Below are 25,378 nucleotides of genomic sequence, written 5' to 3'. Positions count from 1 at the left end.
ACGGGAGAGAACCCGGGACGACTCGGTCGGCGGCTCAGGCGGTGGAACCGCGACTTCGGGGCGGCTCAGGCGGTGGAACCGCGGCTTCGGGGCTCAGGCGGTGGAGCCGCGGACCTCGTTCAGGAGGTCGGCGGCCCGGGTCTCGATGGGCTTGGTGCCGATGGTTCTGGCGATCTCCACGGCCGTCTCCAGCTGGGCGGCGGCCTCCGTGGGCCGGCCGGCCACGTGGTAGAGCTCGCCGAGTGACGTCCGCACGCGGGCCTGGATGAGCCGGCTCTTCAGGCTCCGGGCGATGTCCACCGCCTGGGTCAGCACGACCTCGGCCTCCTCCAGCAGGCCCTGCCGCATGCTCGACTCCCCCAGCCCGTGCAGGGCCAGCGACTCCCCCACGCGGTCCCCGATCGTGCGGGCGCCGGCCATGGTTCTGGTGAAGGCGTCGCGGGCCTCGTCGTACCTCTTCTCCCGCAGGTCGAGGCTGCCCAGCCAGTAGAGGGTCTGCGCGAGGCCGCGCGGGGTGTCCAGCGGCTCGTAGATCGCCAGGGCGGCCTCGAAATTGGTCCTGGCGAGCTGGAGCCGGTCCTGGTCGAGGTGGATCTGCGCGATGTTGCGCAGGACGAACGCCTCGGTGCCGAGGTCGCCCGCCGCTCTCAGCTCGTCCAGGGCCTGCTCGTAGCGGCTCATGGCCTGGTCGAAGTGGCCCACGAAGCGATCGACCATGGCCAGGTACGTGCGGGCGATGCCCTGGCCGTGCACGTCCCCCGCCTGCCGGAACAGCTCCAGCGAGCGGTCGTAGTCGGCCCGCCCCAGGTCGTAGAGCGCCTTGTCCACGTGCAGCATCCCCCGCCGCTGCAGCACCGCCGCCATGCCACGGACGTCGCCCGCCCGTTCGGCCGCCGCGTAGCCGGTCTCCAGCATCGTGTGCTGGTCGTCGAGGTATTTCAGCAGCGAGAAGAAGATCGCGGTCGTGCAGGCCAGGTCCCAGCAGAGCTCCTCGTGCCCGGTGCTCGCGGCCAGGTGCACCGCGTCGACGATGGTCAGCCGCTCGGTCTCGAACCACTCCACCGGATCGGCGACCAGCTCCTCGACGTAGTCGGCGGGCAGGCGCGGGCGTCGGGGGGAACCGCGGACGATCTGGTGCTCGCCGCCGTACAGGACGCTGTACGCCTGTCTGCTGACCGACAGCAGGCAGCTCAGCAGGCGTTCGACGGCGTCCCTGCGCGCCTGGGCCGAGTCCTCGGCCTCGCCCGTCTCCCGTGAGAAGAGCCGTACCAGATCGTGGAAGAGGTAGCGGGTCCGCCCGGTCGAGTCGGTCGCGGCGACTTGCAGCAACTGGGCGTCGACCAGGGTTTCGAGCAGCTTGTCCGCTTCGGGTACGTCGACGTCGAGCAGCGCGGCGGCGGCCCACGAGGCGAAGCTGGTGGCCTCGATGAGCCCCAGCCGCCGGAAGGCGCGCTGCTCGTCCGGCTCCAGGCCCTGGTAGCTGAGCGCGAACACGGCCCGCACGTGCAGCGGCCCGTAGGCGAACTCGTCCAGTCGCCGCCGCTCGTCGCTGAGCAGCGACACCAGCGTGGTGGCGGTCCAGTGCCGCTTGACCGCGAGGCGGGCGCCGGCGATGCACAGCGCCAGCGGCAGATAGCCGCACAGCGAAGGAAGCTCCTGAGCCGCGGCGGGATCCCGGGCCAGCCGCTCCTCTCCCACGATCCGTTCCAGCAGCGTGGTGGCCTGCGCCGGGCTCAGCACGTCGAGATCCACCTGCCGGGCGCCGGTCAGCGACCCCAGTGGCCTGCGGCTGGTGACGACGACGGCGCAGGACGGGCTTCCCGGCAGGACCGGCATGACGTGGGCCGTGTCGGCCGCGTTGTCCAGGATGATCAGGGCTTTGCGGTCGGCCATCTGCGTACGGAACAGCTCGGCCCGCTCGTCGAGCGTCGGCGGGATCGAGTCGCCGCCCACGCCCAGGATGCGCAGGAACCGGCTGAGCACTTCGGCCGGATCGACCGGCTCGGTCTGGGTTCCCGTGCCGTGCAGGTCCATGTAGAGCTGCCCGTCGGGGAACTCCGCCCGCAGCTCGTACGCCAGATGCAGGGCGAGCGCGGTCTTCCCCACGCCGCCCATACCGGCGATCGCCGCGATCGCCACGGTGTTCCGGCCCGGGTCGCACAGGTGGCGCCGCAGCTCCCGCCGGATCTCCTCGCGCCCGGTGTAGTCCGTCACGTCCGGCGGCAGCATGTTGGGCACCGCCGGGCGGGCCGGTTTCCGGCCGGCGGCGCGGGCCTCCTCCGCCAGCAGCGCGGCGTGGGCGTCGCGCAGCTCGGGCGAGGGGTCCACGCCGAGCTCGTCGGCGAGCCTCTTCCTGGTGGCCTCGAACCAGCGCAGCGCCTGCGCCCTGCGGCCGGACGCGCCGAGCACGGTGATGAGGCGCGCGTGCAGGCGTTCGTCGTAAGGGTGCCGCCCGGCCAGACGCACCACGTGATCGACGGCGTCCTGCGGCCGGTCGAGGGCGAGCGCGAGGTCGGCCACGTCCAGCACGCATGTCAGTTGCGCCGTGTCCAGCCGGTGCGCCTCGGGGCAGTCGCGCAGCCGTTCCGGGGCGCCGAGCAATACCGGGCCGCGCCACTCCGCCAGCGCCCGCTGGAGCAGGCCGAGCCGGCGCTCGGCGTCGCGCTCGGCCGCGGCCGCCTCGGCCAGCTCCGTGAAACGCGCGGCGTCCAGCCGGACGCGGGCGAGGTCGAGCCGGTAGCCCTGCGGGGTCAGCTCGATCGCGCCGGGCAGCGACATCCGGTCGCGCAGCCAGGTGCGGATGCGGGAGATCCCCGTACGCAACGCGCCCACGCTCGCCCCGGACGGCCCCCACACCCACTCGGTCAGCTGGTGCTCCGATACCGGACGGCCGCCTCCGAGAGCCAGCCCGGCCAGCAGCCAGGGACCGTTGCGCCCGGGGACGGTCACCTCGCGGCCCAGCTTCCGGATCTCCAGGCCCCCGAGAACGCCGATCGCGAGCATGGCGCGTTCGTCCTGGTGAACCATACGTCTCCCCCCGGTACAGCCGTCCGCCAGGGTGACTGACACCCTCCACGCCTTCTGTAAACGGACTGAAATCGGATTCTGGCAGCATCCGTACTGATCACAGTCGGCAGGGAGGAAATACCACATGTTCCAGCGGAAACTCGCGATTCTCGTGCTGGCGCTCTCCACGCTCACGGGGGCGAGCGTCGGGACGGCCGCCCAGATCGACGCTCAGCAGCAGGCGCCTGTCAGTGTTCAGGCAGGTGAGTGCGAGTGGTGCTGACCACCGTACGGCGGGTCGTGCCGCCGTGCACGGGACCGGGATCGGGGGATCGTCGTCATGCACGAAATCATCGCCGCGCCTGTGGCACCGGCCGCCGCGACGCGGCCGGACACCTGGTTCGGCATCCTGGGGCCGCTCATGGTGACCATCGGGGGGCGGCCGGTCCACATGGGCGGGCCGCGGGCCCAGGCAACCCTCGCGGCGCTGCTCCTGGCCGAGGGGCGGATCGTGGCCATGGAGCGGCTCATCGACCAGGTCTGGGGGGACGATCCTCCGTCCTCCGCGCGTAACCAGGTGATGATCGCCGTGTGCGCGCTGCGCAAGGCGCTGCGTATCGGCGGCGGCGATCCCGATCTGATCGAGACCGTGCCGTCCGGCTACCGGATCCGCGCCGTCGACCTCGACGCCCATCAGGCGGAGGCCAACCTCGACCAGGCCCGTCAGGCGCCGCCCGCCAGGAGGGCGGCGCTGCTGCGGGAGACGCTCGGGCTGTGGCGCGGTCAGGTCCTCGCCGGGATCAGCAGTCAGCCGTTGCGCGCGGTCGCCGGCCGCTGGGAGGAGCTGCGGCTGAGCGTGCTGGAGGACTGGGCCGAGGCGGAGCTGGCCCTCGGCCGGCACCGCGACCTGGTGGGGGTGCTCGGCGTGGCGGTGGCCGAGCACCCGCTGCGGGAACGGATCCGGGCCCAGCTCATGCTCGCCTTCCACCGGTCAGGACGTCAGGCGGACGCCCTGCGCGTCTACCGCCGGGGGCGTGCCGTGCTGGTGGAGGAGCTGGGGCTGGAGCCGGGTCACGTGCTGCGCACCATGCACACGGCGATCCTGCGCGACGAGCCCGCCCTGTGACGCCGCTTGTCATCCCACCTCGTGCGCGTGCAGGAGTTGTTCGAGGCGGCCGTTCTGTTCCTGGAGCATGGTCAGGGACTGGCGGGCGAAGGCGGCTCGTTCGACCGGGTCTTCCGGCATCGGCGGGGCGATGTTCGGTTGCAGCCGGGACGTGCGCAGCCAGGTGTCGAGGTCGTCGTTGCCGGCCCAGCGCAGCGCTTCGGCGTTCGCGGACAGCGCGAAGCGCAGCCAGTCCACGTCGGTTCTCGGGTTCGGCGTGACGGGGCACAGGTCGTTCTTCACGGTGTCGTCCGGATAGGCCGCCTCCACGTGCGCGATGAGGGCGGCGCTGAACACCGGCTGGCAGACGCGGACCGACTGCAGGGTGATGAGGCCGTCCTGGAAGATCGGGACGACGGGGAGCTGTTTGGCGGCGTCGGCGGTGCAGTCCACGTGCAGCACCCCCGGGCCGACGGGAACGGCGCCGCCGTCGAGTTCGATCTCCGTCTCGGTGATGCGCTTCACCCGGCCGAGGCGGACGACGTCCTCGATCCGGCGTAGTCGTTCCAGCTCGGCCTGGGAGACGGTGGCGCAGCGGAAGGCCGTCGGCCGGTCGTCGGGGAAGATCTTCAGCAGGGCCCCGGCGGCGTTGAGCCGGTCGAAGAGGTCGGGCAGGGAGGCGGCGCTCATGACGGCTTCGTGTTTGGCCAGGAAATCCCGCCCGATGTCCTCGGCACGGCGGAGCGGGATCGGCTGCACGGTGACGCGGTCGATGAGCCAGGGCGCGCGGGGCATGATCCACGTCAGGCGTTCCGGGGCGAGGCCCTGCTCCAGCAGCCAGAGGCAGGCGTCGATCCCGGTCTTGCCCGCGCCGACGACGACGTACCGCTCATAGGGGTCGCGGATGGCGGGCAACGCGTTCGGCGGCACCACCTGGACGCCGGCGGCGACCGGGAACTCGGGCGGTCGCATCGCCGGGACGGTCACCCCTTGGTAGGTGGTGTCCACGACCCTCCGGCGTACGGTCACCTCGTACGCGTCGCCGGAGGTCGTCAGGTGGAAGTGGCCGGCGCCGTCGTACTCGGCCATGGGGAAGTACGACACCCGGCCTGAGGGCAGGAACGTCTGCCGCATGACCTGGTCGTAGTAGCTGCACACCTCGGCGGCACTGGCCAGTTCGTAGAAACCGGCGTTCAGGCCGGTCCGGTCGATCGTGTCGTCGCCGAGGGGGCGGGAGTTCACGCCGTACATGGCGGACGGCTGATGCAGCCGTACGTACGGGTAGGCGACGGTCCAGTGGCCGCCCGGCTGGTGGTAGCGGTCGACCATCACCACGGTCGCGTCCGATTCGCTCAGCAGCGTGTCCACGAAGGCCATCGCCGTCGCGCCCGCGCCGATCACGAGGTAGTCGGCCTCGATCCTGGTCGTCATCGGCTGCTCCTGTTCTGGAGTTGAGTTTCAGTTTGAGAGTTAACTCTCAGAATCGGAGATTACACCAAGGTTGGAGTGGGCGCGGTTCTCCCAGGTCAGCGGGCATCGCGCAGGCGAGGCGTACGATGACCGCTGCAGCTGTGACCGTGCGTTGAGGAGCGAAGCGCGACGTGGTGACGAGTGAACAGCCCGGAAGCCGATCGTCCGGAGGAGCCTGGGAACGCAAGCGGGCCAGGACCAAGCAGGCGATCCAGCGGCACGCACTGCGGCTGTTCGGCGAGCAGGGCTATCACGCGACCACGGTGGAGCAGGTCGCGGCCGCCGCGGATCTCGCGCCGAGCACGGTCTTCCGCTACTTCCCCACCAAGCACGACCTGGTGGTGCTCGACGACGACCTGCTGATGATCAGGCCGTTCATCACGGCCTTCCGCGAGCAGCCGCCGGAGCTGGGGGTGCTGGCCGCGCTGCACAACGCCGTCCGCACCGCTTTCGACGAGACCGGCGCCGCCCGTTCCGAGCACGTGGAGATCCAGGACCGGGCCCGGCTGGTGGTGACCATTCCGGAGGTGTGGGCGGCGAACATGGGCAGCCTGGCCTCCAGCATGCGCGGGATGGCCGAGCTGTTCGCCGAACGGGCCGGCCGCGACGCCACCGACCCGGAGATCCTCAGCCTCACCAGGATGCTCTGCGGATCCATGACGATGGCGTGGCTCGCCGCCGGCAGCGGCGGCGCGTTCGACCTGCCCGCCGTGCTGGAAGAGACCGTCGCCCGCCTGCGGACCGGCTTCCAGCTGTGACCTCGCGTGCGCGCCGAGAGCTCCACCGGCAGCAACCCGCCGGCCTACGCGGAGGGCGAAGCCGTGTCCGTCGCCTACGACCCGGCCGATCCGCGCGACGCGCGGATCTCCTCGTTCTGCCGGCCTATCTCGGCCCGCTGATCACCGGCGGCCTGGGCGTGGTGTTCACGCCGTTCAGCAGGGCGTGGTGGAGTGAGTCGCGCAGCCAGCGCTCGGCCTTCTCCAGCGACCAGCCGTTGTCGTCGGTCAAGGTGAAGTAGGCGTTGTTGTTCAGGTAGAACCAGAGCGTCTCCGCGGCTTCCTCCGCGTCGGCGCCGGGTCGCAGGGCGCCCAGTTCGGCCAGGCGCCGGGCGGTACGGGTGAGGCCGTCGCGGAGGCTGGCCTGCGCGGTCCGCAGCGCCTGGGCGGCGCCCGCGTCGTGCGGGGCGGTGTCGGCGACCACCCGCATCAGGTCGCGGGAGTGCTCGAAGCGGATCCGGGTGGCGTTGACGATGAAGCGCAGCAGTTCGGCCGCGTCCGTGGCGGCGGCGATGCGGGCGTGGGTCTCGGCCACGTCCGGCGCGGTGGTCCTGGCCTCGATGATCGCCTTGAGCAGGCCCTGCTTGCCGCCGCCCACCGCGTACACCGTGGCCGGCGCGACCCGGGCGGCGGCCGCGATGTCGTCCACGGTGGTCGCGAAGTAACCCTGGGCGCTGAACAACTCCCGCGCGGCCTCGTGGATCGCCCGGCGGGTCGCCGCGGCGTACTCCGCCCGCCTGCTCGCTCCGGCGCTCTTCGATGACCTGGTCGGCACGGGAGGCATGCTACCCGCCCTGTTGATCAGAGTTAGACTCTGATGAGCAGAGCATGTCTCTATTCATAGGCTTGGAGTCGCAGGTGAACTACGTTTTCGTTCCGGGGGCCTGGCACGGCGGGTGGTCGTGGCATCCGGTGGCCCAGCGGGTGGCCGACGCCGGTCACGCGGGCATCGCGCTGACCATGCCCGGCCTCTCGGCGGGTGACGACGCGCGTGAGCCGCGGCTGGCCGACGCGGTGACGTACCTGGTCGATGAGGTCGAGCGCCGCGGCCTCACCGACGTCGTGCTGGTCGGCCACAGCTGGGGCGGCATCCCGATCGCCGGCGCCGTGCCGCGGCTGCGCGGCCGCCTGCGCGGGATCGTCTTCGTCAGCGCGTTCGTCCCGCGTGCCGGTGAGTCGATGGCCGACGCGATGGGCCCGGAGGTGGGCGCCTTCCTCCGTTCGACGATCGCGGCGTCACCGGACCACACCGTCTCCGTGGACTTCGAGTCGTTCCGCCAGTCCCTCATGCAGGACGAGCCGGAGCAGGTGCAGCGGCTCGTGTACGACCTGCTGGTCCCGCAGCCGGGGAACTACATGCTCGACGCGCTGGACACCGTGGACTTCGCGGGCCTGCCGATCGCCTACCTCCTCGCCGAGAGGGACCGGGGGCTGGCCGCGCCCGGCGCCGAACTCGCCGCCCGCGTCGGCGTCGAGCCGGTGCCGCTGCCCGGCACCCACGAGACGATACTCACGCACCCGGACGACGTGGCGAAGGCCTTGCTCGCCGCGCTGGACTAGCGTTTCCTGGCGGTCGAGTCGCGTTCCACCAGCGTGGGGGCGATCAGCTGCTTCAGCGGACGGGCGCTGCGCCCGCCCGCGATCTCCTCAAGGAGCAGATCGGCGGCGATCTCGCCGACCTCCTCGGCGGGCAGCCGGACCGTGGTCAGCGACGGCGACAGGAACGCGGAGAACGGATGGTCGCCGAAGCCGATCACCATCAGGTCGTCCGGCACCTTGAGCCCGTGCTCCGCCAGCGCGCGATACAGGCCGAGGGCGAAGTAGTCGTTGCCGGCCACGACCGCGTCCGGCAGCCTGGCCCGGCGTAGCATGCGGCGGGCCACCTGGTAGGCCTGCTGCGGCTGCCACGGCAGGGCGGCCTGGTCGTGGCGGCGGGTGGGCACCCGCATGACGCTGCCCCGCGGCATGGACAGGCCGGCCTCGGTCATGGCGCGGCGGTAGCCGGCGATCCGGTCGGCGATGGTGGTGATCGGCAGGTCCTCCTCCAGCACCACGATCGAGCGGGCGCCGCAGGCGATCGCGTGCGCGGTGGCCCGATAGCCGCCGAGCTCGTTGTCGGTGCCGACGAAGCGGTAGCCCAGGTCGGGCAGGTCCCGGTTGAGCAGCACGGTGGGCACGCCGACCGCGCCGAGCCGCTGCCACGGATCGGCGCCCGCCTGCACCGGTACGACGATCGCCCCGCTCACCGACGACCGCAGCAGCGACTCCGCGGCCCGCGCCTCGTTCTCCGCCGATTCGTCGGTCACCGTCAGCAGCAGCGAATAGTCGTGCTCCCGCGCGCGTAACTCGATGCTGGAGATCAGCTGCGCGTAGAACGGGTTGGACGGGTTGGTGATGACCAGGCCGAAGGTCATCGCGGAGCCGGTCACGAGCGACCTGGCCATGCTGTTCGGCACGTAGCCGACCCGCTCCGCCTCGGCGCGTACCAGCGCCCTGGTCTTCTCCCCGATGCCGTCCTTTCCCGACAGGGCACGCGAAACGGTGTTGACCGACAGATTCAACGCCGCGGCGATGTCCCGCAGCGTGTGACGCCGGCCCCCGGCCCTGCGCATGCCCTGCTCCCGCTCGCTCCCGTGCCTTCTCCCGGTCGCGCTCAGCTCTTGGCGGTGAGATAGATGCGCAGCTTCGCCGACGGATTTCCGCCGGTCACGGTGCCGCGCAGCCGCAGCCACTGGCCGAACCGCTCGACCGGCCAGGTCACCAGGCCGGGACCGGTGACGACGTGCTCGTGGCCGTCGAGGTCGCACCAGGTCAATCCGTCCGGCGAGATCTGGGTGACCAGCCGCACCGCGACGTCCTCACCGGACGCCGAAAGGGTGTGCACGAACCACCGCGCCTCACCGGCCCACGCCACCTCGTACGGTTCCGTCGCGAAATCGGCGTCGAAAGTCGTGTCCCGTTCGAGAACCGCCGTCTGCACCTGCCGCATGAACGTCACCACTCCGTGGAAATGAGAACCGAGTCGAGGAACAGGAAGTTGCGCACCGACGAATGGGTGCGCACCGAGAAGTAGAAGTTCAGCAGGTTCTCGAGCGAGTCGTAGCGCTCCTCGTACGGGGGCACCGGAATCGAGGACATGTCCATGACCCGGTCGTTGACCTGCAACTCGACGCTGCGCCGGGCGCCGGTGTCGATGACCCAGCGCAGGTAGTGCCAGTTGACCTTGGTCGGCACCTCGTTGTAGCAGAGCTCCTGCGGCTCGCCGAACGGCTGCCAGTCCTCCGGGTTGGGCGCGGTGAAGTCGGCCCCGTAGGCCAGTTTGACCTTGCCCTCAAGGTGCTCGCGCGGCGTCGGCTCCGGCACGGTCGGATAGACCCACTGCCGCGACAGCGTGTTGTCCAGCGTGGTGTTCAGGTAGCGGGCCACCGTGTGGTAGCGCAGGCCGCCGTCGCCGCACAGGTCGGTCGCCACGGTGAAGCAGCCGAACTGCGCCTCCGACGGGTGCAGGTTGCCGTCCCAGGTGACGTCGCCGAACTGGTCGCCCGCGCTGCCGTCGACGGTCGCCTCGGCCTTGAAGGTGAAGTACGCCTCGATCTGCAGCAGGCCGCGCCCGCTCATGGTGAGCCGCCTGATGGCGGTGGCGGTGTGCCCCTCGTAGGGCCGGGTGGCCAGTTTGAGGGCGTACGACCCGGTCATCGCCCCGTGGCTGCCGATGTCGAAGAACGAGCAGTTGGACAGCTGCGGCGGCCGGAAGTCGCGCATGTGGTCGTCGACCGTGGACAGGTCGCCGTTGCCGTTGTAATTGCCCAGCAGTTCGGTCCAGCCATGGGCGCCGGAGTTGAAGTCGTCGTAGGTGAGGATGCGCCGAAGCGGGGAGAACTTCGACAGCCTCGGGTCCGCCGACAATATCGCGGCGCGAAGTTCTGCGGCCAGGTCTGGCCGCTCCGTCATGGTCATGCCGGAGGCTCCTGGGAAAAGTTGAGGCCATACGGAAATGGCGAAGGTCCACGCCCGGCCGATCGACCGGAGCGGATCACACGGTTGGCCGGACATTAACGTTCATGTTGAACGGACGTCAACCCTGCGGGTGACCGCCTCACGTCCCGTCCGACGGCATGGTGAATCGTATTCGCGCAGGTAAAAGCGGATAAACTGAGATCGTTCAGGACGGCGTCGAGCGGAAAAGCCGATCCCGACCCTTGACGCCCAGGATCCTCAGTCCTAGCATCAGCCACCAATCGCATTAACGTTAATGTTGCGAGCCGGTCATCCTGCCGCTCCCCCGCGGCCGACGGCTCGCCGCCTCTGTGGACCACCCTCCGAAGTCCGGCCGGCTCGCCTGCCGGCCCTCCTCCACCCTCAAGCCGTCACCGCCAGACGCCCGCCGCGTCCTGGCTCACCCAGGAGTTGCCTGGCGATGCTGAAACGGGACGCCGACCGACCGCGATCGGACCGGCCATGACCGCGTACTTCATCCGGCGCGCGCTGTTCGCCGTCTTCGTGCTGTGGGGCGCCGTGACCATTGTGTTCCTGGTGCTCCGGCTGGTTCCCGGCGATCCGGCCCAGCTCATCCTCGGCTCCGACGCCACCCAGGCCGAGATCGCCCAGTTACGCGAGCAGATGGGGCTGAACCGCCCCTTGGCGGTGCAGTACGGGATCTACCTCGGCGACGTGGTCCGCTTCGACTTCGGCGACTCCTACCGCTACCACAGTGACGCCATGGGCCTGGTGACGGAGAAGTTCCCGCTCACCCTGCAACTGGCCGTCGTGGCGATGGTGATCGGCCTGGTGCTCGGCGTCGCGCTCGGCGTGCTCGGCGCGCTGCGGGTGAACCGCCTGGCCGACCGCATCGTCTCGGTGTTCGCACTGCTGTCCCAGTCCATGCCGTCGTTCTGGATCGGGATCATGTTCATCCTGGTGTTCGCCCGGCAGCTGCACGTGCTGGCCAGCGGCGGGCACGGCGGCTTCGACCGGCTGATCCTGCCAGGGGTCACGCTCGCCCTGCCGCTGGTCGCGGTGCTGATCCGGCTGACCCGCAGCGGCCTGCTCGACGTCGTGCACGAGAACTACATCCAGACCGCGCGGGCCAAGGGCCTTTCCGAGCGGCTGGTCATCTCCCAGCACGCCATCCGCAACGCGCTGATCCCGATCGTGACGGTGGCCGGGCTGGAGTTCGGCAAGCTGCTCGGCGGCGCGGTCATCGTGGAGACGGTCTTCTCCTGGCCCGGCGTCGGGCGGCTGCTCATCGACTCGATCTCGGCCCGTGACTACAACGTGGTGCAGGCCGCGATCCTGCTCATCGCCGGCGGCTTCGTCCTGATCAATCTGGTCGTGGACGTCCTGTACGGCTACCTCGATCCGCGCATTCGGCTGGGACGGTGACGATGAACAGGTCGACCGAGCAGGTTCTGCCCCAGAGCGCCGACGACTCCACCCCGCCGGCCGGCGAGGTCCGCCCGGCGGCCAGGAGCCGGGTCAGGATCGGACGGCTGCGCATCATCGTCTCGCTGGCGGTGGTCGCCTTCTACGTCGTCGCCGCCGTCGTCGGGCCGATGCTGCTGGCGTTCGATCCCGTCGCGACGGACCTCGGTTCCCGGCTGAAACCGCCCGGCTTCGTCCTGCCGGACGGGCACACCGCGATCTTCGGCACCGACCAGGTCGGCCAGGACGTGCTCGCCCAGATGTTGCAGGGCGCGCGGGTGTCGATCACCGTCGGCGTGGCGACCCTGGTCCTGGCCGGCGTCATCGGCGTCGCGGCCGGTGTCGCCGCCGGGTACTTCGGCGGCTGGCTCGACATGGTGCTGATGCGGCTGGCCGACATCCAGCTCACCTTCCCGTCGATCCTGCTGGCCATCTTCATCGCCTCGATCCTCGGGCCCAGTGTGGTGAACGTCGTCATCGTCCTGTCCATCTCCAACTGGGTGACGTTCGCCCGGGTCACCCGCAGCCAGGTGCTCGGGCTGAAGAGCCGCGACTTCGTCGACGCCACCCGCACGCTCGGCGCCCGGACCTGGCACCTGGTGACGCGCAGCATCCTGCCGTCGGTGACGGCGCCGATCCTGGTGGTCGCGACCGTGGAGCTGGGCCACGTGATCCTGGCCGAGGCGTCCCTGAGCTTCCTCGGCCTCGGCACCCCGGCCAGCACGCCGAGCTGGGGGCTGACCATCGCCAACGGCCGGGACTACCTGTCCAACGCGTGGTGGATCTCCACGATCCCCGGCATCGGCCTGGCCGTCCTGGTGATCAGTTTCGGCGTGCTGGGCGACGCGCTGCGCGACCGCTTCGACCCGCGGCTGAGGAGCATGTGATGGACGATCCACTGTTGGCGGTACGGGACCTGACGGTACGGTTCCGTACCCGGGCGGGCACCGTCACCGCCGTCGACCGGGTGGGCTTCGACCTGGCCGAAGGGGAGACCCTGGCCATCCTGGGCGAGACCGGCAGCGGCAAGAGCGTCACCGCCCAGGCTCTGATGGGGCTGGTCCCGCGCCCGGCGGGCGAGGTGACCGGCGGCCGGATCGTGTACGCCGGCACGGATCTGCTGACCCGCCCGCGCTCAGAGCGCCGCCGGCTCAACGGCACCGACCTGGCGATGGTCTTCCAGGACCCGCTCAGCTCGCTCAACCCGGTGTTCCGGGTCGGCGCGCAGATCGGCGAGCTGTTCCGGCGCCGGCGCGGCGCCTCCCGCGCCGAGGCGCGGCGCCAGGCGATCGAGCTGATGGACCGGGTCGGCATCCCGGCGGCCTCCCGCCGGGTGGACGACTATCCGCACCAGTTCTCCGGCGGCATGCGGCAGCGGGTGATGATCGCGATGGCGATCGCGCTGCAGCCGCGCGTACTCATCGCCGACGAGCCCACCACCGCGCTGGACGTCACCGTCCAGGCGCAGGTCATGGCGTTGCTCGCCGAGCTCAAGGCGGAGCACCGGATGGCGATGATCCTCATCAGCCACGACCTGGGCGTGGTGGCCGGCGTCGCCGACCGGGTCATGCTCATGTACGCGGGCCGCGTGGTGGAGACCGGCGGGCTGCGCGAGGTCTACGAGACGACCGGGCACCCGTACACGCGCGGGCTGATGGCCTCGATCCCGGCGCTGGACGGGCCGCGCGAACGGCTGACGCCGATCAAGGGCTCGCCGCCGGACCTTACCCGGCTGTCCGTGAGCTGCCCGTTCCAGCCCCGGTGCGACTTCGCCACCGACGTCTGCGGCACCGAGCGGCCGGAGCTGGCCCCGGTGCCCGGCCGTCCCGGGTCGCACCGCGCCGCCTGCCACCACGCGAAGGAGGTCGCCGCCGATGTCGTCCCCCACTGACCCGCTGCTGTCGGTACGGGATCTGCGCACCAGCTTCCCGATCCGCTCCAGCGTGCTGCGGCGCAAGGCGGGCGCCGTCCAGGCCGTCTCGGGCGTCTCGTTCGACCTGCCCGCGGGCCGCACGCTCGGCCTGGTCGGCGAGTCGGGCTCGGGCAAGACCACGCTGGCCAGGACCGTCATCGGCCTGGAGCCACCGGAGTCCGGCCAGGTGGTCTTCGACGGCCAGGACCTGCTGACCCTGCCCCCGGCCGAGCTGCGACAGGCGCGCCGGCAGATCCAGATGATCTTCCAGGATCCGTACGCGTCGCTCAACCCCCGCCTCACCGTCGAACAGATCATCAGCGAGGCGTGGCTGATCAGCCCCGGGGTCGTGCCCCGCGACCGGTGGGCCGCCGAGGTGAAGGACCTGCTGGCCAGGGTCGGGCTGAACCCGGACCACGCCGACCGCTACCCGCACCAGTTCTCCGGCGGGCAGCGCCAGCGGGTCGGCATCGCCCGCGCGCTGGCGCTGCGGCCCCGGCTGGTGATCTGCGACGAGGCGGTGTCGGCGCTGGACGTCTCGGTGCAGGCGCAGGTGCTGAACCTGCTCGTCGACCTGCAGCAGGAGCTCGGGCTCAGCTTCCTGTTCATCGCCCACGACCTGTCCGTGGTGCGGCACATCAGTGACGAGGTCGCGGTGATGTATCTCGGCAAGGTCGTGGAGACGGGGACGACGGCGCAGATCTTCGCCGCTCCGGTGCATCCGTACACGCAGGCGCTGTTGTCCGCGGTGCCGGTGCCCCGCCCCTGGGCCGCGCCGCCCCGGCAGCAGATCCTCCTCAAGGGTGACATTCCATCGCCCGTGTCGCCGCCGTCCGGCTGCCGGTTCCGTACCCGGTGCTGGAAGGCGCAGGATCGGTGCGCCACGGAGGAGCCGGCGCTGGCCGTCCGGCTGGGCGAGCACTCGTCCGCGTGTCACTTCCCCGAACTGCCGGTCGCCGCGGCGGGTGCGCGATGACGGGCAGGGTGCGCCTGGTCCTTGTCCGGCACGGCGAGTCGGTGTGGAACGTCGAGGAGCGCTACCAGGGACAGTCCGACTCGGGGCTCACCGCCACCGGTCGCGAACAGGCCGAGGTGGCCGCGGCCGCGCTGCTGGCCCGGTTCGGCCCGCCCGACCTGGTCGTCGCCAGCGATCTGCCCAGGGCCAGGGACACGGCGAACGCGTACCTGCGGCACTTCGACCTCGAGGCCAGGCTGGACGCCCGGCTGCGTGAGGCGGACATCGGCTCCTGGGCCGGCCGGCCCTTCACCGAGATCGCGGCGGAGTACCCGGACGTGCTCGCCGCCGTCGGGCGCGGGGAGGACGTGCGGCGCGGCGGCGGCGAGACGTTCGCCGAGTTGCGCCGGCGGGTGTGGCAGGCGCTCGTCGACGCGGCCGCCCTCGCGGCCGGCGACGTGGCCGGGGACGCGACTGTCATGGTGTTCACCCACGGCGGCCCGATCCGGGTGGCCGCCGCGGCCGCGCTGCGCCTGCCGGTGCCCGGCCACCTCAGCTTCGCCCCGCCGGTGAACACCTCGCTGACCGTCATCGGCTACGCGGGCGAGCGGCGGAACCACTCGGTGGTCGAGTACAACGCGCCGACCACCTGGGCCGCGCAGGCCGCGCGGGCCGACTGAATCGAAAGGATCAGCATGCTGACCGGATCGTTCACCTTCGTCGCCATGACCTACAACCTGTGGGGCGACTGGGAGCTGGAGCAGCGCGAGCCGGCGATCCGCGACCTGTTCACCACCCGGCCGCCCGACCTCCTCGCCACCCAGGAGCTCCGGCCGCGCTCGCGCGCGGTGCTCGACGAGGCCATGCCGGGGCACGCCCGCGTGCACGACGACTTCCCCGGATGGGGCACGCAGAGCAACCTGTGGTGGCGGGAAGAGCTGTTCGACCTGGTGGAGTACGGGGCCACGGACGTCGGCATCCTCGCCCCCGACGCCCGGTTGTTCTGGGTCCGGCTGCGCCCCAGGATCGACGGAGCCCGCCCGCTGGTGTTCGCCACCGCGCACCTGACCTGGCCGGGCCACGAGCGGGAACGGGAGGACCGCCGCAACCTGCGCACCGGGCAGGCGGAGCAGGTGGCCGCCGCCCTGGACGAGCTCGCCGGCGACGGGGCCTGCCTGTTCACCGTGGACATCAACGACATCGGCCAGCCGCTGTGGGTGCTCGGCAACAGCGGCTTCCTCGACTCGTTCACCGCCCTGGGACGCACGTCGCCGGTCACCCACCCCGTGTCGCCGCTGCCGTTCGTCACCGAACGCGGCACGCGCCTGTCGCCGCTGGGGTCCCCGTCCAAGGCCATCGACTGGATCTTCGCCAAGGGCCCGATCGCCACCCGGGCCAGCGAGGTCGTCGACTTCTTCTCAGCAGGCACCGCCCCGTCGGACCACAAGCCCGTCGCCGCGACCTTCACCCTGCCGTCCGTGACGGCGTAGAACCAAGCAAGGAGACAGGCAATGATCGCACGTTCCCGGGCCAAGGGCGGCCTCGTCGCGATGGCCCTCGTGCTCGGCCTCGCGGCCTGCGGCGGCTCCGGCGGCGGCGCCGCCGACGGCGGTGAGCAGGTGCTGCGGTACGCGCCGCAGCTGTTCCCCGTGTCGCTCGACGTCCAGCAGTTCCCCGCGGAAGAGGCCGTCCAGACCACCGTCCAGCAGGGGCTGGAGACGCTCACGGTGATGAAGGACGGTCAGCCGGCCCCGAAGCTGGCCACGTCATGGGAGAGCCCCGACGACAAGACGTGGGTGTTCCACCTGCGCGAAGGGGTGAAGTTCAGCGACGGGACCCCCTTCACCGCCAAGGACGTCAAGGGGTCCGTGGAGCGGCTGATCAGCCTCAAGGGGTCGCTGGCCCCGCTGCTCGCCTCCATCACCGGCGTCGACGCCACCGACGACCGCACGGTGACGTTCCACACCTCGGCTCCGCTGGGCACCCTGCCCAGCACGCTGTCCCTGGTGTTCATCGGTCAGGGCGACAAGGTCGCCGACGACGCGTACTGGCAGCGGCCGATCGGCACCGGACCGTTCACGTTCACCTCGTTCAGCCCCGACGACAAGGTGGAGCTCAGCCGCAACGACACCTACTGGGGCGAGAAGGCCAAGGTGGCCAAGCTGGAGATCCTCAACATGCCGGAGGTCTCGGCCCGGATCACCGCGCTGAACAACGACGAGGTGGACGTGCTCGCCTCGATCCCGCCGGACCAGGTGGCCGAGGTGTCCGGCGTGGACGGCATCACGTACGGGACCGGCCCGAGCTTCAACTACTACTTCATCTGGTTCAACCAGAACAACAAGCCGTTCGACGACGTCAAGGTCCGTCAGGCCATGCTGCACGCGATCGACGTCAAGGGCGTCGTCGGCAGCCTGTTCGGCGACCTCGGCACGGTGGCCCGGTCGCCGATCACGCAGGCGGTCTTCGGCTCGACCCAGCTCGAACCGTACGCCTACGACCCGGAACGGGCGAAGAAGCTGCTCGCCGAGGCCGGGCATCCCGACGGGATCACCGCCACGATCCAGTGGCCGCTGGCGGGCGGGCCGAACATCCGGGCCATGGCGCAGGCGTTCATCTCCTCCTGGGAGAAGGTCGGCATCAAGGTGCAGCCGCAGGAGAAGGAGCGGGCGACCTGGCTCAAGGACTTCACCGCCCTGAAGTGGGACATGAACCTGCAGACCAACACCACCGGCACCGGCGACGCCGACTTCACCCTGAACCGGCTCTACACCTGTGACGCCAAGCGCATGGGCTACTGCAACAAGGAACTGGACTCGATCCTGGCCAAGGCGCGCGGGTCGCTGGACCAGGACGAGCGCAAGACGTTGTACGCCCAGGCCAGCAAGATCATCTGGGATGAGGCGGTCGGCATCTTCCCGGTGGACCTGAAGAACAACTACGCCGTCCGCGACAACGTCAAGGGGCTGGAGATGCCGGTCAGCGGACGGCCGGACTTCTCACGAGTCTCCGTCGAACAGGGCTGACGCCCATCCGCCCACCCTCAGCACAGCACCCTCAGCACAGCGAGCACAAGGAAACGCCCATGCCTCGAATCCGCCCCGCCCTCCTGGCCGGGCTCGCCGCCCTGACCGCCTTCGCCGTGTCCGCGATCAACGTTCCCGCCGCGCAGGCCGCCCTGCCGGAGCCGGCCCGCAGCGCCTGCCGTAACGCCGCCGAGGTGCCGGTCACCACCGGCGCCGCCTTCAACGACCCCGTCGCGGGCACCCCGACCGCGGTCGTGGAACGCATCTGCTCGCTGATCAAGCAGGCCCCGGCCGGATCGTCGATCGAGATCGCCGAGTTCGTCATCTCGGGCGACGCCGGCGCCGACTACGTGGCGGTGCTGCTCGACGCGTACCGGCGCGGCGTCCAGGTGCGCATGGTCATCGACGGCTACCAGATCGACAACCCCGCCGCCGAACAGCTGATCGGCACCCTCGGCACCGACAGGTCGGCCACCTCGTGGGTGCACGTCTGCAGCCACATGAGCCCGGAGGGCAACACCACCTCCTGCCAGGGCACCAAGGGCATGCACAACAAGATCTCGCTCTTCTCCGAGACCGGCGGCCGGCGTGACGTCGTCGTCCAGGCCTCGAACAACCTCACCGACGTCAACTCCACCAGCTACTGGAACAACCTGGTCGTGCTGCCCGGCAACCGCGAGCTGTTCCAGGGGTACGCGAAGTACTTCGACGACCTCGCCGCCGAGGTGCAGAACCCCGACTACGACACCGTCGTCACCGCCGGCGGGCGGGGCGGCCGGATCACCGCCCAGTTCTACCCGGTCGCCGACCGCGACCCGATCGAGCAGCGGCTCGGCCAGGTCCGCTGCGCGCCCAGGAACGGCACCCGGGTCGAGATCGGCCAGTCCGAGTGGGACGACACCCGGCTCGCGATCGTCGACCGGCTCGCCGCGCTGGTGAGGGCCGGCTGCCAGGTGCGCGTGGTGCACGGCCCGGCCGACGACGCCGTCACCACCGCGCTGGACGCCGCCCACGTGGGACGGCGGGTGCTCGACGGTTCGACCCCCGCCGGGCGGATCCACTCCAAGTACATCGTGGTCACCGACCGGGCGCCCGGGCGGAGCTGGGTGATGACCGGCAGCCACAACTTCAACGCCACCTCGCTGCGCCGCAACGACGAGGCGATGGTCGAACTGTCCGAACGCTCCGTCGTGCGGGCGTACGGCGCCAACTTCGCCCGGGTGTGGGAGGTCGGCGCGGTGCCCCAGGCCGGGTGACCCGAGGACGAGGAACGGCGCCGGCACTCACCCGGCGCCGTTTTCCTTTCTGGCTTGCCTCCACCATAGCCAGAGGCTAACTTGTGTCAAGACAAGTCAGACGGCCGCCTTCGGCCGCACCCTGACGATCGACGACCTTGTGGAGCTGTCATGTCTCTCGGCTACGACGTGTTCATCGCCGACCCCATACCCCTCGACGTACGCGAACCGGTGCCCAACGGCGACCAGCGGAAGTTCTCCCCGCTGTCGGTCACGCTGATCCACGGCGACCGCGACGCCGTGCTCGTCGATCCGCCCCTGACCAGGGACCAGGCGGAGGACGTCACGAAGTGGGTCGAGGCGAGCGGCAGGAACCTCACCCACATCTTCGCCACGCACGGCCACGGCGATCACTGGTTCACGGCGGACCTGCTCGCCCAGCGCTTCGGCGCCCGGGTGGTCGCCTCGGCCGGCACGATCGAGCAGATGCGGCACAACGTCGCCATCCGCCCGCGGTTCTGGGACGCGCTGCTGCCCGGCCAGATCCCCGACTCGCCCGTCACCGCCACCGTCCCGGACGGGAACCGCATCGACCTCGAAGGCCACGAACTGATCATCGTCGAGGTAGGCCACAGCGACACCGACGAGACCAGTGTCCTGCACGTGCCCGACCTCGACCTGGTCGTGGCGGGTGACGTCGTCTACAACGGCGTGCACCAGTTCCTCGTCGAGTCCGGGGACGGCGGCCTCGACGCGTGGCGCAAGGCCATCGACGTCGTCGAGAGCCTGCGGCCCCGCTTCGTCGTGGCCGGCCACAAGAACAAGGACCTCGACGACGACGCGCGGCGCGCCATCGCCCAGACCCGCCTGTATCTCGACACCATGGACGAACTGCTCGCCGGGCACGACACCGCCCGCGGCTTCTTCGACGCCATGCTCGAACGTTTCCCCGCGCTGCTCAACCCCGGCGCCCTCTGGAACGGCGCGCTCGCCCTCCGCCCGGCGACGCAAGGTTGAGGACTTCTCCCATGACCACCACGTACGCGGCCGACCGGGCCGAGACGCGTCACCTCACCACCGCCACCGCCACCTACGGCTACCGCCGGCTGGGACCCACGGGCGGCGTGCCGCTGGTCCTGGTGCTGCGCTTCCGCGGCACCATCGACCACTGGGACCCAGAACTGCTGGACGTCCTGGCCGCCGAGCGCGACGTCATCGTCTTCGACAACCGCGGCCTCGGCCACTCCACCGGCGAGCCGGCCGACTCCGTCGAAGGGCTGGCCGACGGCGTCATCGACTTCATCGACGGGCTCGGACTGCGCGAGGCCGACCTGCTGGGCTGGTCTCTGGGCGGGTACGTCGCCCAGGGCGTCGCTCTGCGCCGGCCCGAGCTCGTCCGGCGCCTCGTCATCGCCGGCAGCGGGCCGGGCGGCGCGATCCCCGGCATGCCGCGGATGAGCGAGCGGACCTGGCAGACCGCCACCAAGCCGGAGAACGTGGACGACGACTTCCTCTACCTCTTCTTCCCCGAGGACGAAGCGGGGCTGCGGTCGCTGCGCCGCCTCGACACCCGGCTGAGCGAATCCAAGGCGAGCCTCACCCCGGCGGCTCTGGCCGCGCAGATGCGGGCGGCCGCCACCTTCGGCGGCTACTGGGACCGCGTCGAGGAGCTGACCCTGCCGATCCTGGTGGCCAACGGGGCGCACGACGTCATGATCGACGCCTGGGGCAGCTGGGTGATGTCGCAGAAGCTGCCGAACAGCAAGCTGGTGATCTACGGCGACGCCGGTCACGGCTTCCTGTTCCAGCACGCCGCGGACTTCGGCCGGGAAGTCCTGACCTTCCTGGCCTGACCGAGCGGAACCTGCGCGATCCCGAGGTCGTGCGGCAGGTCGTCCGCTTCCTCGCCGCCGCCCCTCCGAGATGGTTGCGGGCGGACGCAACCGGGAGGGTAACCTGCTCGGATGACGACCCCGGTGACCGGCCTGGACCGCGAAGAGGAGATCCTCTGGCGATCCCTCATCGAAGTGCTCGTACGGCTCCCCCGCCTGCTCGACGAACAGTTCACCAGGGAAGCCCAGGTGGGGATGACCGAGTACTCGGTCCTCGTCGCGCTGTCCGAGGCTCCGGACGGCGAACTGCGCATGGGGGAGCTCGCCCAGGCGACCGCGCTGTCCCGCAGCCGGATCAGCCGGGTGGTCGACGACCTGGTCCGCCGCTCGCTGGTGACGCGGCGGAAGTCCGAGCAGGACGCGCGCAGTTCGCTCGCGGCCATCGCCCCGGCCGGCGCGGCCGTGCTGGCCGCCGCCTATCCGGGGCATCTCGCCCGGGTGCGTTCGCTGGTCTTCGACCATGTCACGAGGAGTGAGATGCGGGCGATGACGGAGGCGCTCTCCCGCGTTCTGGTGGCGCTCCGCGAGGCCGCGGGCGACGACTGACCAACCCGATCGGGCCTGTGCGGCTGGATGATGCGCGACTGATAATTGCTTGCGTTCGCAATTAAACTGCCGCATACTGGCGATCGTGACGCCAGCCCCTTCCTGAGAGAGCCTCGCTTGACGGCGACTTTCGCACTGCAGGATCAAACCCTGGCGACCACTCATGGGCCACATATATTTCACTACGCAATCATTTGGAGCGCATCATGACCTCCTCCGATCGACGCGCCTTCCTGCGCCGGGCCTCCGTCGCGGCCGCCGTTCCGGCCGCGGCCGGTCTCCTCGGCCTCGGCCTGCCCCGTGCCGCCTCGGCCGCGGCGGACGACCTGCCGGACTACGCGCCCGTGCCGGCCGGCGCGCTGGGCCCCGCGGTCAACGAGTCCGGATATTTCGTGGATCGCGTACGCGGGAACCTGTACTGGGTCACCGACGGCTTCTACCAGTCCATGTTCCTGACCACCACCGAAGGCGTCGTGGTCGTGGACGCGCCGCCCACCATCGGCCGGAACCTGCTGCGGGCGATCGAAGAGGTCACCCGGGCCCGCCGCCGGCCCAGCCGCGTGACGCACCTGGTCTACTCGCACTCGCACGCCGACCACATCGGCGCCGCGTCCATCTTCGGCAGCGGCGTCATCCGCGTCGCACACGCGGAGACGAAGCGCCTGCTCAAGGCCGCCAGGGACGGCAACCGCCCGCTCCCTACGGTGACGTTCGACGACCGGCACGAGCTGCGGGTGGGCGGCGAGCGGCTGGTGCTCAGCCACCACGGCCCCAACCACAGTCCGGACAACATCTTCATCCAGGTGCCGTCCGCGGCGACGCTGATGGTGGTGGACGTGATCTTCCCCGGCTGGGTGCCGTTCAAGAACCTGGCCGAGTCGCAGGACGTCCCGGCGTGGATCGCCGCCCATGACACCGTGCTGGCGACCTCGTGGAGCACGCTGATCGGCGGGCATCTCGGCCGCCTCGGCACGCGTTCCGACGTGACCCTGCAACGCGACTACATGCGGGACCTGTCCGCCAGCACCCGCGCGACCATCGGCAAGCTGGACGCCACGCCGTTCTTCGCCGAGTACGGCCCCACCGGCAACGCCTGGGCCGTCTTCAGGTCCTATCTCGACGCCGCCGCCGAGCAGGCCGCCGCCCCGGTGATCGCCAAGTACAGCCGGCTGCTGGCCGGCGCGGACGTCTTCACCACCTCCAACGCGACGGCGCTGGTCAACTCCGCCCGGATCGACCAGGGCATCCTCGGCCCCTTCGGCATCCATCCGTAGCCAGCAGACTATCGTCGACGCAAGCCAGCTCGGTACAATGCGGGGCATGGGGAGTGTGCTGGAGAATCGGGACGCGTGGTCGATGGAGAACTGCTCGATCGCGCGGGCGTTCGAGGTGATCGGCTCGCGTTCGGCGGTGCTGGTGCTGCGGGAGGCGTTCTTCGGCGCCCGGCGGTTCGACGACTTCGTCCGCCGGGTGGAGGTCGGCGAGCCCGCGGTGGCGGCGCGGCTGAAGGAGCTGACGGCGCTGGGGCTGCTGGAACGGGTGCCGTATCGCGAGCCTGGCCAGCGGACCCGGTACGAGTACCAGCTGACCGGCAAGGGCCGGGCGCTGTTCCCGGTGATCGCGGCGCTGCGGGAGTGGGGGGACGCCTGGGCGGCCGACGCCGACGGGCCGCCGGTGCTGTCGGTGCATCGGGGTTGCGAGGCGGAGGTCGGGGTCCGGCTGGTGTGCGCGGAGGGTCATGAGGTGACGCTGGAGGAGATGGAGGTCCGCGCGGGCCCCGGCCTGATCTCCTCCTGAGAGGCGTTCCTCGGCGTAGGGCCAGTGCTCTCCGGCGCGGGAACGGGCGCTCCTCGGCGTACGGGAAGACGATTCCGGCCTGCGGCGAAGGATGGGTGATCGCGACCGCTGACCCGGAAGGCCGGCCCTATGCAGAAGACGAGAACGTGAGCACCGACGTGGGCGAAGAGACGACCGACGCCGAGCTCGCCGCCCGCTGTCAGCGCGACCCCGACCTGTTCACCGCCGTACACGACCGCTATCACCGCGACATCTACCTGTACGTCGCGGGCCGCCTGGACATCCAGATCGCCGAGGACCTGGCCGCCGAGACGTTCCTGGTGGCCTTCGACCGGCGCGACCGGTACGACCCGGAACGCGGGGAGCTGCGGCCCTGGCTGTTCGGCATCGCCACCAATCTGATCGCCAGGCATCGCCGCAAGGAGACCCGCCGCTACCGGGCGCTGGCCAAGCTGGACCCCCAGCCCGTCGTGGAAGGCCACGAGGACCGGGTGGTCACCTCCGTCGCCGCCGAGCGCATGCAGCCGCACCTGGCCAGAGCGCTCGCGGCCCTGACCGGTGGCGAGCGCGACGTGCTGCTGCTCGTGGCGCTCGGCCAGCTCAGCTACGACGAGGTGGCGCAGGCGCTCGGCATCGCCGTCGGCACCGTGGGCTCCCGGCTCAGCCGGGCCCGTACCAAGATCATGGCCCGCATCGACAAGGGGAACGTCCGTGGATGACCTGAAGAACGCCGTCGCGACCCTGCTGGCCACACCCGAGCCGCCCGCCGAGGCGATCACCCGCAGCAGAGGACGGCTGCGGGACAGAATGGCGCGAGGCCAGGCCCGCCCGCGCCGCTTCCGGCTGCTGCCGGTGATGGGCATGGCGGTCGCCGCCGCGGTGGCCGTCGCCGTGATCGTCACCGGCGTGCTCCAGCCCGCCGCCGCGCCGCTCTCGGGCCGGAACGTGCTGCTCATGGCCGCGGCCAGCGCGGAGCACACCCCCCAGGGTGCGGGGACGTACTGGCACATCACGCGCACGTGGCAGGGTCCGGACGGGCCCATGGCCGAGGAGAGCTGGACCACCCGCGACGGCCGCCGCTGGTCCAGGAACGAGCCGCAGGCCACGCCCGGCGCCGTCGTCGAGACTCCGGCCCCGTTCCGGCTCATGGGGGTGGAGATCGGGTTCGCCGAGCTCGAAGGGCTGCCGTCGGATCCTGAGCAGCTGAAGGAGCGCATCGCCGGGTTGCCGCGCAATGACAACGCCCTGATGCTCTCCGATCGGGAGGGCGCGCTGGTCAGCCCGCTGATCACGCTGATCACCGAGTTGCCGACGCCGGCGCAGGTCCGTGCCGCGGCGTTCGAGGCGCTCGCCGCGACGCCGGGGGTCGAGAACGCCGGGCCGGTCGGGGACGGGCAGGAGCTGCTGATCCCGCTGTCCGGAAAGTTGAAGGTCAGGATGGTCGTCGATCCCGAGGCCGCCCGGGTGACCCGCGCCAACGTCCTGCTCACCGCCGAAGGTGGGGCGGCGATCAGCGGCTCGTACGCCACGGTGACCACCGAGTGGACGGACGAGTTTCCACGGTGAGAACGGCGCCGGCGCCCCTTCTTGAGGGTGGGGCGCTCGGCGACGGCCCTGCCCTGCCTAGCGATCGGGCGCCAGCGCGCGGCGCATGCCGGCCAGGCCGTACTCGAAGGCCTGGTCGACATCGCCCCCGAGCTTGAAAGCGCCGAGGAGTTCCATCTCGATGAAGCCGGTGATCCACGCCGTCAGCAGGCGGGCGGCTTCGAGCGCGTGCCGTTCGCCCACCATCTCCCTGGAGACGCGCAGCACCGGATCGGACACGCGGTCGCGGGTCTCGGGCGCCACGTCCGCGGTGAGCATCAGCCGGAATCCGGCCGGCCAGTCCTGGGCGAACGCGCGATAGCTGCGCGTCAGCCCTTCGAGTGACCCGTCGGTGGCCTCCATCCGGGCGACCAGGTCGTCGATGGTGGCCTCGGCGACGGCGGTCAGCAGGGCCGCGTGGTTGGCCACGTGCTTGTACAGGGACGGGGCGCGCACTCCGACCTTCGCGGCGACGTTCTGCATCGTCAGCCTCTGGCCGCCGCCCTCCTCCAGCAGGTCGCGTCCGGCGGCGACGATTCGGTCGAGCGAGGTCTTCACTGGGGTCGGCACCGTTGATCCTCCCGAAGGGAAAGCTATTGACGTTAGCCATCATAGCTAATTACCATAGCTATCAACAGCCCCGTCCACCTTCG

Annotated in this window: 27 protein-coding genes; 20 read left to right on the top strand and 7 right to left on the bottom strand. The window is 70.8% G+C overall.

Translation table 11 applies throughout. The features are described 5' to 3' along the window. Nucleotides 1–93: 93 nt before the first annotated feature. On the bottom strand, nucleotides 94–3,027 hold the full coding sequence (locus B0I32_RS20350) for an AfsR/SARP family transcriptional regulator (RefSeq protein WP_181307585.1): 2,934 nt from the start codon (nucleotides 3,025–3,027) through the stop codon (nucleotides 94–96). Nucleotides 3,028–3,151: 124 nt separating this feature from the next. Between B0I32_RS20350 and B0I32_RS57765 the strand changes: the two genes are divergently transcribed. Together B0I32_RS57765 and B0I32_RS20345 are read left to right on the top strand one after the other, a co-directional pair. Further along, nucleotides 3,152–3,289 carry a hypothetical protein gene (locus B0I32_RS57765; RefSeq protein WP_181307583.1) on the top strand — a complete coding sequence of 46 codons (138 nt, stop codon included), beginning with the start codon at nucleotides 3,152–3,154 and terminating at the stop codon, nucleotides 3,287–3,289. Nucleotides 3,290–3,346: 57 nt separating this feature from the next. After that, nucleotides 3,347–4,132 (top strand): AfsR/SARP family transcriptional regulator, encoded by a 786-nt coding sequence (locus tag B0I32_RS20345; RefSeq protein WP_106241565.1) that lies wholly within the window; start codon nucleotides 3,347–3,349, stop codon nucleotides 4,130–4,132. Between the two features lie 9 nt (nucleotides 4,133–4,141). Here B0I32_RS20345 and B0I32_RS20340 read toward each other — a convergent pair whose 3' ends face one another. Beyond that, nucleotides 4,142–5,542, bottom strand: coding sequence for an NAD(P)/FAD-dependent oxidoreductase (locus tag B0I32_RS20340; RefSeq protein WP_106241563.1), 1,401 nt, complete (start codon nucleotides 5,540–5,542; stop codon nucleotides 4,142–4,144). Nucleotides 5,543–5,712: 170 nt separating this feature from the next. Here B0I32_RS20340 and B0I32_RS20335 point away from each other — a divergent pair, with 170 nt between their 5' ends. Both B0I32_RS20335 and B0I32_RS56550 read left to right on the top strand, forming a co-directional pair. Then, nucleotides 5,713–6,339 carry a TetR/AcrR family transcriptional regulator gene (locus B0I32_RS20335; protein WP_106241561.1) on the top strand — a complete coding sequence of 209 codons (627 nt, stop codon included), beginning with the start codon at nucleotides 5,713–5,715 and terminating at the stop codon, nucleotides 6,337–6,339. A gap of 6 nt (nucleotides 6,340–6,345) precedes the next feature. Further along, the gene (locus tag B0I32_RS56550; protein ID WP_146178237.1) at nucleotides 6,346–6,480 is read left to right on the top strand and encodes a DUF3592 domain-containing protein; all 135 of its coding nucleotides are present in this window, start codon (nucleotides 6,346–6,348) and stop codon (nucleotides 6,478–6,480) included. Here B0I32_RS56550 and B0I32_RS20330 read toward each other — a convergent pair. Continuing rightward, nucleotides 6,464–7,132 (bottom strand): TetR/AcrR family transcriptional regulator, encoded by a 669-nt coding sequence (locus B0I32_RS20330; RefSeq protein ID WP_106241559.1) that lies wholly within the window; start codon nucleotides 7,130–7,132, stop codon nucleotides 6,464–6,466. The genes B0I32_RS56550 and B0I32_RS20330 overlap by 17 nt on opposite strands. Nucleotides 7,133–7,215: 83 nt before the next feature. On the opposite strand from B0I32_RS20330, the gene B0I32_RS20325 reads away from it, so the two are divergent. Further along, a complete protein-coding gene (locus B0I32_RS20325) occupies nucleotides 7,216–7,917 on the top strand; it encodes an alpha/beta fold hydrolase (protein ID WP_106241889.1) in 702 nt (233 codons plus the stop codon). Here the strand turns inward: B0I32_RS20325 and B0I32_RS20320 are convergent. The 3 genes from B0I32_RS20320 to B0I32_RS20310 are packed head-to-tail and all read right to left on the bottom strand — an operon-like array spanning nucleotide 7,914 to nucleotide 10,314. After that, complete coding sequence (locus tag B0I32_RS20320) at nucleotides 7,914–8,969, bottom strand: LacI family DNA-binding transcriptional regulator (RefSeq protein ID WP_106241557.1); 1,056 nt, start codon at nucleotides 8,967–8,969, stop codon at nucleotides 7,914–7,916. The genes B0I32_RS20325 and B0I32_RS20320 overlap by 4 nt on opposite strands. Before the next feature lie 41 nt (nucleotides 8,970–9,010). Next, entirely contained in the window at nucleotides 9,011–9,346 is a 336-nt protein-coding gene (locus B0I32_RS20315; protein WP_106241886.1) for a hypothetical protein, read from the bottom strand. A gap of 5 nt (nucleotides 9,347–9,351) precedes the next feature. Next, complete coding sequence (locus B0I32_RS20310; protein WP_106241555.1) at nucleotides 9,352–10,314, bottom strand: DUF6772 family protein; 963 nt, start codon at nucleotides 10,312–10,314, stop codon at nucleotides 9,352–9,354. A gap of 501 nt (nucleotides 10,315–10,815) precedes the next feature. Here B0I32_RS20310 and nikB point away from each other — a divergent pair. The 15 genes from nikB to B0I32_RS20235 all read left to right on the top strand — a co-directional run bounded on the left by nikB (nucleotide 10,816) and on the right by B0I32_RS20235 (nucleotide 24,707). Beyond that, nucleotides 10,816–11,739, top strand: a complete 924-nt coding sequence (nikB, locus tag B0I32_RS20305) for a nickel ABC transporter permease (RefSeq protein WP_106241553.1) — start codon at nucleotides 10,816–10,818, stop codon at nucleotides 11,737–11,739. A 2-nt stretch (nucleotides 11,740–11,741) separates the two neighbouring features. Further along, nucleotides 11,742–12,665 (top strand): ABC transporter permease, encoded by a 924-nt coding sequence (locus tag B0I32_RS20300; protein ID WP_106241551.1) that lies wholly within the window; start codon nucleotides 11,742–11,744, stop codon nucleotides 12,663–12,665. After that, nucleotides 12,665–13,669, top strand: coding sequence for an ABC transporter ATP-binding protein (locus tag B0I32_RS20295; protein WP_106241548.1), 1,005 nt, complete (start codon nucleotides 12,665–12,667; stop codon nucleotides 13,667–13,669). Before B0I32_RS20300 ends, B0I32_RS20295 begins: the two co-directional genes overlap by 1 nt. Beyond that, nucleotides 13,653–14,666, top strand: coding sequence for an ABC transporter ATP-binding protein (locus B0I32_RS20290; protein WP_106241546.1), 1,014 nt, complete (start codon nucleotides 13,653–13,655; stop codon nucleotides 14,664–14,666). The genes B0I32_RS20295 and B0I32_RS20290 overlap by 17 nt, the downstream gene beginning before the upstream one ends. After that, nucleotides 14,663–15,325, top strand: a complete 663-nt coding sequence (locus B0I32_RS20285; RefSeq protein ID WP_106241544.1) for a histidine phosphatase family protein — start codon at nucleotides 14,663–14,665, stop codon at nucleotides 15,323–15,325. Before B0I32_RS20290 ends, B0I32_RS20285 begins: the two co-directional genes overlap by 4 nt. Before the next feature lie 15 nt (nucleotides 15,326–15,340). Then, nucleotides 15,341–16,135: an endonuclease/exonuclease/phosphatase family protein gene (locus B0I32_RS20280; RefSeq protein WP_106241542.1), complete on the top strand. Its 795-nt coding sequence runs from the start codon at nucleotides 15,341–15,343 to the stop codon at nucleotides 16,133–16,135. A gap of 21 nt (nucleotides 16,136–16,156) precedes the next feature. After that, entirely contained in the window at nucleotides 16,157–17,671 is a 1,515-nt protein-coding gene (locus B0I32_RS20275) for an ABC transporter substrate-binding protein (protein WP_106241540.1), read from the top strand. A gap of 59 nt (nucleotides 17,672–17,730) precedes the next feature. Next, a complete protein-coding gene (locus B0I32_RS20270) occupies nucleotides 17,731–18,927 on the top strand; it encodes a phospholipase D-like domain-containing protein (protein ID WP_106241538.1) in 1,197 nt (398 codons plus the stop codon). A 150-nt stretch (nucleotides 18,928–19,077) separates the two neighbouring features. Continuing rightward, on the top strand, nucleotides 19,078–19,923 hold the full coding sequence (locus B0I32_RS20265) for an MBL fold metallo-hydrolase (protein ID WP_106241536.1): 846 nt from the start codon (nucleotides 19,078–19,080) through the stop codon (nucleotides 19,921–19,923). An 11-nt stretch (nucleotides 19,924–19,934) separates the two neighbouring features. Further along, nucleotides 19,935–20,759 (top strand): alpha/beta fold hydrolase, encoded by an 825-nt coding sequence (locus B0I32_RS20260; RefSeq protein ID WP_106241534.1) that lies wholly within the window; start codon nucleotides 19,935–19,937, stop codon nucleotides 20,757–20,759. Between the two features lie 111 nt (nucleotides 20,760–20,870). Continuing rightward, nucleotides 20,871–21,344 carry a MarR family winged helix-turn-helix transcriptional regulator gene (locus B0I32_RS20255; protein ID WP_106241532.1) on the top strand — a complete coding sequence of 158 codons (474 nt, stop codon included), beginning with the start codon at nucleotides 20,871–20,873 and terminating at the stop codon, nucleotides 21,342–21,344. A 206-nt stretch (nucleotides 21,345–21,550) separates the two neighbouring features. After that, the gene (locus B0I32_RS20250) at nucleotides 21,551–22,618 is read left to right on the top strand and encodes an MBL fold metallo-hydrolase (protein WP_106241531.1); all 1,068 of its coding nucleotides are present in this window, start codon (nucleotides 21,551–21,553) and stop codon (nucleotides 22,616–22,618) included. A gap of 46 nt (nucleotides 22,619–22,664) precedes the next feature. Next, on the top strand, nucleotides 22,665–23,141 hold the full coding sequence (locus tag B0I32_RS60980) for a winged helix-turn-helix transcriptional regulator (RefSeq protein WP_106241529.1): 477 nt from the start codon (nucleotides 22,665–22,667) through the stop codon (nucleotides 23,139–23,141). A 146-nt stretch (nucleotides 23,142–23,287) separates the two neighbouring features. Further along, the gene (locus tag B0I32_RS20240) at nucleotides 23,288–23,860 is read left to right on the top strand and encodes an RNA polymerase sigma factor (protein WP_106241884.1); all 573 of its coding nucleotides are present in this window, start codon (nucleotides 23,288–23,290) and stop codon (nucleotides 23,858–23,860) included. After that, nucleotides 23,853–24,707, top strand: coding sequence for a CU044_5270 family protein (locus B0I32_RS20235; protein ID WP_106241527.1), 855 nt, complete (start codon nucleotides 23,853–23,855; stop codon nucleotides 24,705–24,707). Before B0I32_RS20240 ends, B0I32_RS20235 begins: the two co-directional genes overlap by 8 nt. A gap of 57 nt (nucleotides 24,708–24,764) precedes the next feature. On the opposite strand, the gene B0I32_RS20230 is transcribed toward B0I32_RS20235, so the two are convergent. Continuing rightward, entirely contained in the window at nucleotides 24,765–25,295 is a 531-nt protein-coding gene (locus B0I32_RS20230) for a TetR/AcrR family transcriptional regulator (RefSeq protein WP_106241526.1), read from the bottom strand. Between the last annotated feature and the right edge of the window lie 83 nt (nucleotides 25,296–25,378).

Source organism: Nonomuraea fuscirosea, from assembly GCF_003001935.1.
Taxonomy (GTDB): Bacteria; Actinomycetota; Actinomycetes; order Streptosporangiales; family Streptosporangiaceae; genus Nonomuraea; species Nonomuraea fuscirosea.
The sequence above is the reverse complement of the archived record's forward strand: the minus strand, read 5'-3'. Positions and strand labels throughout refer to the sequence as shown.

Bases quoted from the DNA above. Each gene is read 5' to 3' on its own strand.
- B0I32_RS20350 (WP_181307585.1), bottom strand. From the start codon at position 3,027: ATGGTTCACCAGGACGAACGCGCCATGCTCGCGATCGGCGTTCTCGGG.
- B0I32_RS57765 (WP_181307583.1), top strand. From the start codon at position 3,152: ATGTTCCAGCGGAAACTCGCGATTCTCGTGCTGGCGCTCTCCACGCTC.
- B0I32_RS20345 (WP_106241565.1), top strand. From the start codon at position 3,347: ATGCACGAAATCATCGCCGCGCCTGTGGCACCGGCCGCCGCGACGCGG.
- B0I32_RS20340 (WP_106241563.1), bottom strand. From the start codon at position 5,542: ATGACGACCAGGATCGAGGCCGACTACCTCGTGATCGGCGCGGGCGCG.
- B0I32_RS20320 (WP_106241557.1), bottom strand. From the start codon at position 8,969: ATGCGCAGGGCCGGGGGCCGGCGTCACACGCTGCGGGACATCGCCGCG.
- B0I32_RS20315 (WP_106241886.1), bottom strand. From the start codon at position 9,346: ATGCGGCAGGTGCAGACGGCGGTTCTCGAACGGGACACGACTTTCGAC.
- B0I32_RS20310 (WP_106241555.1), bottom strand. From the start codon at position 10,314: ATGACCATGACGGAGCGGCCAGACCTGGCCGCAGAACTTCGCGCCGCG.
- nikB (WP_106241553.1), top strand. From the start codon at position 10,816: ATGACCGCGTACTTCATCCGGCGCGCGCTGTTCGCCGTCTTCGTGCTG.
- B0I32_RS20300 (WP_106241551.1), top strand. From the start codon at position 11,742: ATGAACAGGTCGACCGAGCAGGTTCTGCCCCAGAGCGCCGACGACTCC.
- B0I32_RS20295 (WP_106241548.1), top strand. From the start codon at position 12,665: ATGGACGATCCACTGTTGGCGGTACGGGACCTGACGGTACGGTTCCGT.
- B0I32_RS20290 (WP_106241546.1), top strand. From the start codon at position 13,653: ATGTCGTCCCCCACTGACCCGCTGCTGTCGGTACGGGATCTGCGCACC.
- B0I32_RS20285 (WP_106241544.1), top strand. From the start codon at position 14,663: ATGACGGGCAGGGTGCGCCTGGTCCTTGTCCGGCACGGCGAGTCGGTG.
- B0I32_RS20280 (WP_106241542.1), top strand. From the start codon at position 15,341: ATGCTGACCGGATCGTTCACCTTCGTCGCCATGACCTACAACCTGTGG.
- B0I32_RS20275 (WP_106241540.1), top strand. From the start codon at position 16,157: ATGATCGCACGTTCCCGGGCCAAGGGCGGCCTCGTCGCGATGGCCCTC.
- B0I32_RS20270 (WP_106241538.1), top strand. From the start codon at position 17,731: ATGCCTCGAATCCGCCCCGCCCTCCTGGCCGGGCTCGCCGCCCTGACC.
- B0I32_RS20265 (WP_106241536.1), top strand. From the start codon at position 19,078: ATGTCTCTCGGCTACGACGTGTTCATCGCCGACCCCATACCCCTCGAC.
- B0I32_RS20260 (WP_106241534.1), top strand. From the start codon at position 19,935: ATGACCACCACGTACGCGGCCGACCGGGCCGAGACGCGTCACCTCACC.
- B0I32_RS20255 (WP_106241532.1), top strand. From the start codon at position 20,871: ATGACGACCCCGGTGACCGGCCTGGACCGCGAAGAGGAGATCCTCTGG.
- B0I32_RS20250 (WP_106241531.1), top strand. From the start codon at position 21,551: ATGACCTCCTCCGATCGACGCGCCTTCCTGCGCCGGGCCTCCGTCGCG.
- B0I32_RS60980 (WP_106241529.1), top strand. From the start codon at position 22,665: ATGGGGAGTGTGCTGGAGAATCGGGACGCGTGGTCGATGGAGAACTGC.